General features: G+C 65.8%; 7 protein-coding genes and 1 pseudogene. All 8 read left to right on the top strand.

From position 1 onward, the window contains the following. On the top strand, nt 1-1,087 hold a 1,087-nt coding region (locus tag A2J02_RS19935), incomplete at its 5' end, for a chorismate-binding protein (protein WP_068052611.1). Continuing rightward, entirely contained in the window at nt 1,084-1,749 is a 666-nt protein-coding gene (locus A2J02_RS19930; protein ID WP_068052605.1) for a TIGR02234 family membrane protein, read from the top strand. The genes A2J02_RS19935 and A2J02_RS19930, both read left to right, overlap by 4 nt. Nucleotides 1,750-1,828: 79 nt before the next feature. Continuing rightward, complete coding sequence (gene trpC, locus A2J02_RS19925) at nt 1,829-2,638, top strand: indole-3-glycerol phosphate synthase TrpC (protein WP_068052602.1); 810 nt, start codon at nt 1,829-1,831, stop codon at nt 2,636-2,638. 108 nt (nt 2,639-2,746) lie between these two features. Continuing rightward, on the top strand, nt 2,747-4,018 hold the full coding sequence (gene trpB / locus A2J02_RS19920) for a tryptophan synthase subunit beta (RefSeq protein WP_068052608.1): 1,272 nt from the start codon (nt 2,747-2,749) through the stop codon (nt 4,016-4,018). Further along, complete coding sequence (trpA, locus tag A2J02_RS19915; protein WP_068052599.1) at nt 4,015-4,818, top strand: tryptophan synthase subunit alpha; 804 nt, start codon at nt 4,015-4,017, stop codon at nt 4,816-4,818. The genes trpB and trpA overlap by 4 nt, the downstream gene beginning before the upstream one ends. After that, nucleotides 4,815-5,834 (top strand): prolipoprotein diacylglyceryl transferase, encoded by a 1,020-nt coding sequence (gene lgt / locus A2J02_RS19910; protein WP_068052596.1) that lies wholly within the window; start codon nt 4,815-4,817, stop codon nt 5,832-5,834. The genes trpA and lgt overlap by 4 nt, the downstream gene beginning before the upstream one ends. After that, nucleotides 5,827-6,729, top strand: a complete 903-nt coding sequence (locus A2J02_RS19905) for a TM2 domain-containing protein (protein WP_068052593.1) — start codon at nt 5,827-5,829, stop codon at nt 6,727-6,729. The genes lgt and A2J02_RS19905 overlap by 8 nt, the downstream gene beginning before the upstream one ends. 38 nt (nt 6,730-6,767) lie before the next feature. Continuing rightward, nucleotides 6,768-7,064: pseudogene (locus A2J02_RS19900) on the top strand (hypothetical protein); the annotation flags it as partial.

Below are 7,064 nucleotides of genomic sequence, written 5' to 3'. Positions count from 1 at the left end.
TCTCGGTGTTCCGGAGATGGTCATGCTGCTCGCCACCGATCTCGCGGCCGTCGACCACCACGAGGGTGCGATCACCCTGATCGCGAATGCGGTGAACTGGAACGGCACCGACGAGCACGTCGACGAGGCGTACGACGACGCCGTGCGTCGTCTCGATCGCATGTGTGCGGACCTGTCGAAGCCCGCTGCCTCCACCGTCTCCACCGTCTCCAGGCCTACGCCGCAGTTCCGGCGGCAGCGCACGTCCGAGGGCTTCGGTGCCGACGTCGCTCGCCTGGTGGAGGAGATCGAGGCAGGGGAGGCGTTCCAAGTTGTGCTCTCTCAGCGTTTCGAGATGGACACCGATGCGTCACCCCTCGACGTCTATCGAATGCTGCGCGCCTCCAATCCCAGCCCGTACATGTATCTGATGCACGTCCCGGGCGAGAACGACGAGACGGCGTTCTCCATCGTCGGATCGAGCCCCGAGGCGTTGGTGACGGTGGTGGACGGTCTGGCCACCACGCATCCGATCGCGGGTACGCGTTGGCGCGGCACGTCCGAAGAAGAGGACGTGCTGCTCGAGAAGGACCTGCTCGCCGACGAGAAGGAGAACGCCGAACACCTGATGCTCGTCGATCTGGGCCGCAACGATCTCGGACGCGTCTGCGCTCCCGGCACCGTTCGCGTGAGCGACTACCGCCACATCGAGCGATACAGCCACGTCATGCATCTGGTGTCGACGGTCACCGGACGGTTGTCCGAGGGCAAGCGCGCCCTCGACGCGGTCAAGGCCTGCTTCCCGGCAGGCACCCTCTCCGGGGCCCCGAAGGTGCGCGCGATGGAACTGATCGACGAGCTGGAGCCGACGCGACGCGGAATCTACGGCGGCATCGTGGGCTACCTCGATTTCGCGGGGGACGCCGACACGGCCATCTCGATTCGCACCGCTCTGATCAAGGACGGCACCGCCTACGTTCAGGCCGGGGCAGGCGTCGTGGCCGACTCGGTTGCGGAATACGAGGACGACGAGGCACGGAACAAGGCGATGGCGGTGCTGGGAGCCGTCGCGGCAGCGGAATCACTCCGTGAGGTCGGCGGCCGATGACCGAGCGATCCGGTCGCCGCGGGTCGGCCGCTCTGCCCGTCGCCCTTCTGGTCGTTGCAGCGGCGTGCCTGTGGGGCGCGTCGAGAATGACCTGGGTTCGGGTGACGTCGTTCGACGGCCTCGGTGAGAGCAGGACGGACGAGCTGCTCGGCAGCACCTGGGCTGCTGCCACGACGCCGCTCGCGCTGGTGCTGGTGGCAGCGATCGCCGCGTCGTTCGCCGTGCGAGGGTGGGCCTCTCGGGTGCTGGCCCTGTTGATCGCTGTCGTAGCCGTGGCGGCCGCGATTCCGGCAGTTCGACTGCTCACTGCCGGGGCTTCGGATTCCGAATCCGCGGCGCTGGCTGAGCTTCCTGCACGCGCCCAGGTCTCGATGACGGACGTCTCGATTCTGCCGGCGATCGTCACCCTCGTCGGTGCTGTCTGCGCCTTCGCTGCTGCTGTGGTGTCGATTCGGAAAACGTTTGCCCCGCAGGTACTCTCGTCCAAGTACGACGCCCCGGCGGTGCGTCGCGACGAGATTGCTCGGCGCGCGCGCACCACGGCATCCGGTGCCGGCGCGGAGGACGAGGGAGAGGACCTCACCGAACGCATGATGTGGGACGCGCTCGACGCAGGCGAAGACCCTACCGACGAGTCCGGTACCCGGCGTTCGTCGGATTGAAACGGACCTCTACGCTAGGTCCGACCCCGATGAGATTCCTCACATCGGACGTCGACGCTCAGAAAGGACTGGGGGCACCATGACTGTTCTCGACTCGATTCTCGACGGTGTGCGAGCCGACGTGGCCGCGCGTGAATCGGTGGGCGATTTCGCCGCCGTGAAAGCAGCAGCGAAAGCAGCCCCGGCCCCCCTCGACGCGGCAGCTGCCCTCCGTGAGGACGGCATCGGCGTGATCGCCGAAGTGAAGCGGGCGAGCCCGTCCAAGGGCGCGTTGGCAGACATCGGTGATCCGGCTGTTCTCGCTCGCGCGTACGAGCAGGGCGGCGCTCGCATCATCAGCGTTCTCACCGAGGAGCGTCGGTTCCACGGTTCACTCGCGGACCTCGACGCGGTCCGTGCCGCCGTCTCGATTCCCGTGCTGCGCAAGGATTTCATCGTCGGTCCGTACCAGATCCACGAGGCTCGGGCCCACGGTGCCGATGTCATCTTGCTGATCGTCGCGGCACTGGAACAGGATGCGTTGACCTCGTTGCTCGACCGCACCGAGTCGCTGGGTATGACTGCGCTCGTCGAGGTGCACACCGAGGCCGAAGCGGATCGCGCCCTCGAAGCCGGTGCCAGCGTCATCGGTATCAACGCCCGCAATCTGAAGACGCTCGAGATCGACCGTGACAGCTTCGGCCGTATCGCGCCCGGGTTGCCCAGCGAGATCATCCGTATCGCGGAGTCCGGGGTACGGGGCACTGCAGATCTGCTCGCCTACGCCGGTGCCGGTGCCGACGCGGTACTCGTCGGCGAGGGCTTGGTCACGGCTGGGGATCCACGCACGGCCGTCTCGGACCTGGTGACGGCGGGAACGCATCCCTCGTGCCCCAAGCCCGCACGCTGACCCGAGCGCGGCTGCGGTCCGCCGTTGGGGCACACTGGACCGGTGAGCACCAGCAATTCTTCTTCCACCACGGACGCCCCGCAGGCAGTCCGTTTCAAGGGCGCTGATCTGCCGCAGAGCAGCATCGGCCTCACCGATCGCAGCGCGCACGAGCCCGATGTGGGTGGCCACTTCGGCGTCTACGGCGGCAGATTCGTGCCCGAGGCTCTGATGGGTGTGATCGAGGAAGTCACCGCCGAGTACGAGAAGGTGCGCAGCGACAACGAGTTCCTCGCTGAACTCGACCGACTGCAGCGCGATTACACCGGTCGCCCGTCACCGGTCTTCGAGGCGACACGGCTGTCCGAGCACGCAGGCGGCGCTCGTATTCTTCTCAAGCGAGAAGACCTCAACCACACCGGTTCTCACAAGATCAACAACGTTCTCGGCCAGGTTTTGCTCGCCAAGCGGATGGGCAAGACTCGTGTCATCGCGGAGACAGGTGCCGGTCAACACGGCGTCGCGACCGCCACGGCCTGTGCGCTGATGGGTCTCGACTGCGTCGTCTACATGGGCGAGGTCGACACCGAGCGCCAGGCCCTCAACGTCGCCCGAATGCGTTTGCTCGGGTCGGAAGTCGTCGCAGTGAAGTCCGGTTCACGCACTCTCAAGGACGCGATCAACGAGGCGCTGCGCGACTGGGTCACCCACGCGGACAACACGTATTACTGCTTCGGCACTGTCGCCGGGCCGCACCCGTTCCCGGTCATGGTGCGCGACTTCCAGCGCATCATCGGCCTCGAAGCGCGGCAGCAGGTGCTCGCGTCCACGGGCAGGCTGCCCGACGCCATCGCTGCCTGCGTCGGCGGTGGCTCCAACGCGATCGGCATCTTCCACGCCTTCATCGACGACGCCGACGTTCGACTGATCGGTTTCGAGGCGGCAGGTGACGGCGTCGAGACGGGTCGCCACGCCGCGACCATCAGCGGTGGAACCCCGGGAGCGCTGCACGGTGCCTACTCGTATCTGCTGCAGGACGAGGACGGTCAGACCGTCGACTCCCACTCCATCTCGGCGGGGTTGGACTACCCGGGCGTCGGTCCGGAGCATTCGTACCTGCACGACATCGGGCGCGCCGAGTACCGCGGCATCACCGATACCGAAGCCATGAACGCCTTCAAGCTGCTGTGCCGCACCGAAGGCATCATTCCGGCCATCGAGTCCTCGCACGCCATCGCCGGTGCATTGACACTCGGCAAGGAGTTGGGTGAAGGCGCGATCATCCTGGTCAACCTCTCCGGGCGTGGCGACAAGGATGTCGACACCGCGGCCGAGTGGTTCGGGCTGATCGACGGAGGCGGCGAAGCGAACGTGGACGACGAAGTGGGGATCAAGCCATGAGCAACAACGACTCTCGCCTCTCGGGGACCTTCGCGCAGTGCCGTGCCGAAGGGCGCGCAGCACTCGTCGGATACCTACCCGCGGGTTTTCCGACTGTGCCGCGCTCGGTCGAGGTGTTCAAGACCATGGTCGACGCCGGATGCGACATCGTCGAGGTGGGCATTCCGTATTCCGATCCGGTGATGGACGGCCCCACGATTCAGGCCGCAGCCGACGTTGCGCTGCGAGCCGGTGCTCGGGTCAAGGACGTGTTCGCAGTCACCGAGCAGGTCTCTGCCGCGGGCGGAAAAGCGGTTGTCATGACCTACTGGAACCTGGTGCTCAAGTACGGCATCGAGAACTTCGCGCGGGATCTCGCAGGCGCTGGTGGGCTCGGAATCATCACTCCGGATCTCATTCCCGACGAGGCACAGGAATGGATCGAGGTCTCGAACCGCTACGAACTCGACCGAATCTTCCTCGTCGCTCCGTCGTCGACCGAGGAGCGGCTCGTCAGCACCGTCGAAGCAAGTAGCGGCTTCGTCTACGCGGCCTCGACTATGGGCGTCACCGGAGCCCGCGACGCGGTGTCCTCGATGGCCCCCGCGCTCTCGGCGCGCATTCGTGAGCACTCCGACATCCCGATCGGTGTCGGCCTCGGTGTCCGTTCCGGTGCGCAGGCTGCCGAGATCGCCCGGTATGCCGACGCCGTGATCGTCGGTTCGGCATTGGTCAGTGCCGTGGACAAGGGACTCGACGCCGTGCGCGACCTGACGACGGAACTCGCCGAGGGTGTCCGTTCCGCTAACGTAGCGTCGTGACTTCGACCGCGATCCTGGCCTACATTCCCAGTCCGCCGCAGGGGGTGTGGCACGTCGGACCGTTGGCTCTGCGGGCCTACGCCCTGTTCATCATCATCGGCATCGTCGTTTCCGTGGTGTGGGGTGATCGACGCTGGGTGGCCCGAGGCGGAACCAAGGGCACAGTCCTCGACGTCGCAGTCTGGGCCGTCCCGTTCGGGCTGCTGGGCGGGCGTCTGTACCACGTCGCAACCGACTGGAAGACCTACTTCGGTCCCGGCGGAAACCCGATCGAAGCGCTGTACGTCTGGAACGGCGGATTGGGAATCTGGGGAGCGGTGTTCCTCGGCGGCGTCGGTGCCTGGATCGCCTGCCGTCGACGCGGAATTCCGTTGCCGGCATTCGGTGACGCTGTCGGCCCACCGATTCTTCTCGCCCAGGCGATCGGCCGCATCGGTAACTACTTCAACCAGGAACTGTACGGCCGTGCCACCACTCAGCCGTGGGGTCTGGAGATCTACGAGCGGGTCGACGCCAACGGACGGCTCGATCCACTCAACGGAGTCTCGACCGGTTTCGTGGAAAAAGTGGTGCATCCGACGTTCCTGTACGAGCTGTTGTGGAGCGTCGCGGTCGTCGTCCTTCTGGTTCTCGTGGACCGCAAGTACACGATCGGCCACGGTCGACTGTTCGCGCTGTACGTTGCCGGATACTGCGCGGGGCGGTTCTGGGTGGAACTCATGCGCGACGACTTCGCCACGACGATCGCCGGTATCCGCATCAACACTTTCACCTCCGCCATCATCTTCGTTCTGGCGGTTGCGTACTTCGTGATCGCCACCAAGGGCCGAGAAGAACCGGCAACGCTGAGGTCGAACGACGACGAGGATCGCGAGGTCTCCGAGGTCACCTCGTCGGATGCGACAGACTCGCGCCCGACGCCGGTCGACGACACCACGGACGCGGGCACCGCCGACGTGCAGCCCGCTGGGACGTCCGACAAGAAAGCCGAGGAAGAAGGCAGTACGCGTGGTTGATTTCGACAAGACCCCTGGACCCGAGCCCGAGCCGGGTTCCGGCACTGCCGATTCCAGCGACAACGCGACCGAGCGGACCGCATCGTTCGGCACGCCGTTCGACTACGACGCCACTGCCGAAGCGTCGCTCTCGGAGCCTCCTGGAACCTCGGAGTCCGCGCCCTCGCACGGTCCGACCGGCCCCACGGGTCCGGGGTGGGACACGTACTCGGGTATCGGAAACGGGCCGGGTTGGTCCAGCACGCCGAGCTACCCGGCACCGAGTCCGGACGGCAGTACCGACAATCCGCTTGGTGGATTCCCGCCACCCCCCGGCTACCAGCAGCAGGGTTACGGCCAGCAGAGTTATCCGCAACAGGGGTATCCGCAGCAGGGCTATCCGCAACAGGGGTACGGCCAGCCACAGAATTTCGGCCAGCCACAGAATTTCGGTCAGCAGGGGTATCAACAGCAGGGTTACCCACAGCCGGGTTATCAACAGCAGGGCTACCCACAGCAGGGGTACGGCCAACAGGGTTTCCCGCAACAGAGCTACGGCCAGCAGGGCTATGGCGTACCCCCTGGCTACCAGGGCGGACCCGGGTTCGGTGTAGGCCCCGATGCGCCGTACGGGCGTGATCCGATGACCGGCGAGCCGCTGTCGGACAAGTCCAAGATCGTCGGCGGCCTGTTGCAGATATTTCTCGGCTGGTTGGGTGTCGGTCGCTTCTATCTCGGCAGTATCGGGATCGGTGTCGCCCAGCTGCTCCTGTTCTTCTTCGGGGTGCTGCTCACCGCAGTGTTCGGCCTCGGACTGATCGTGTTGTTCGGGCTGTTCGTCTGGCACCTCGTCGACGGCGTGCTGATACTGGTGGGCAATGTGACGGACCCTCAGGGGCGAAAACTGAGAGACTGAACCCTTGTTCGCACCGCATCCGCACAAGGGAGCCCGACGTGAGTGACTCAGGTAAATGGCCGTCCAACGGTTCGCCGGAAGACGGATCCGGTTCGACGGAGCCGACGATCTCGTTCGAGAAGAACACCCCTACAGGGCCGGGTCCCGTCTACGGCGCACCCGATCCCAAGTACAGCACTCCGACCTACGGCACTCCCGGCGTCGACGAGCAGGGGCAGTTCGGGCCTCCACCCGGCACCGGTTACCCACCGCCATCCGAGGGGTCCGGCCAGTACGGCGCTACCCAGTACGGCGGCCAACAGTACGGCGGTCCTCAGTACGGCGCTCCCCAATAC

This window comes from Rhodococcus sp. EPR-147 (genome assembly GCF_001647185.1).
Lineage (GTDB): Bacteria > Actinomycetota > Actinomycetes > Mycobacteriales > Mycobacteriaceae > Rhodococcoides.
Note: the sequence above shows the minus strand (reverse complement) of the source record. Positions and strands in the feature narration are given on the sequence as shown.

What these genes read in the sequence shown, in the direction of transcription:
- trpC (WP_068052602.1), top strand. Translation starts at nt 1,829, where the DNA reads ATGACTGTTCTCGACTCGATTCTCGACGGTGTGCGAGCCGACGTGGCC.
- trpA (WP_068052599.1), top strand. Translation starts at nt 4,015, where the DNA reads ATGAGCAACAACGACTCTCGCCTCTCGGGGACCTTCGCGCAGTGCCGT.
- A2J02_RS19930 (WP_068052605.1), top strand. Translation starts at nt 1,084, where the DNA reads ATGACCGAGCGATCCGGTCGCCGCGGGTCGGCCGCTCTGCCCGTCGCC.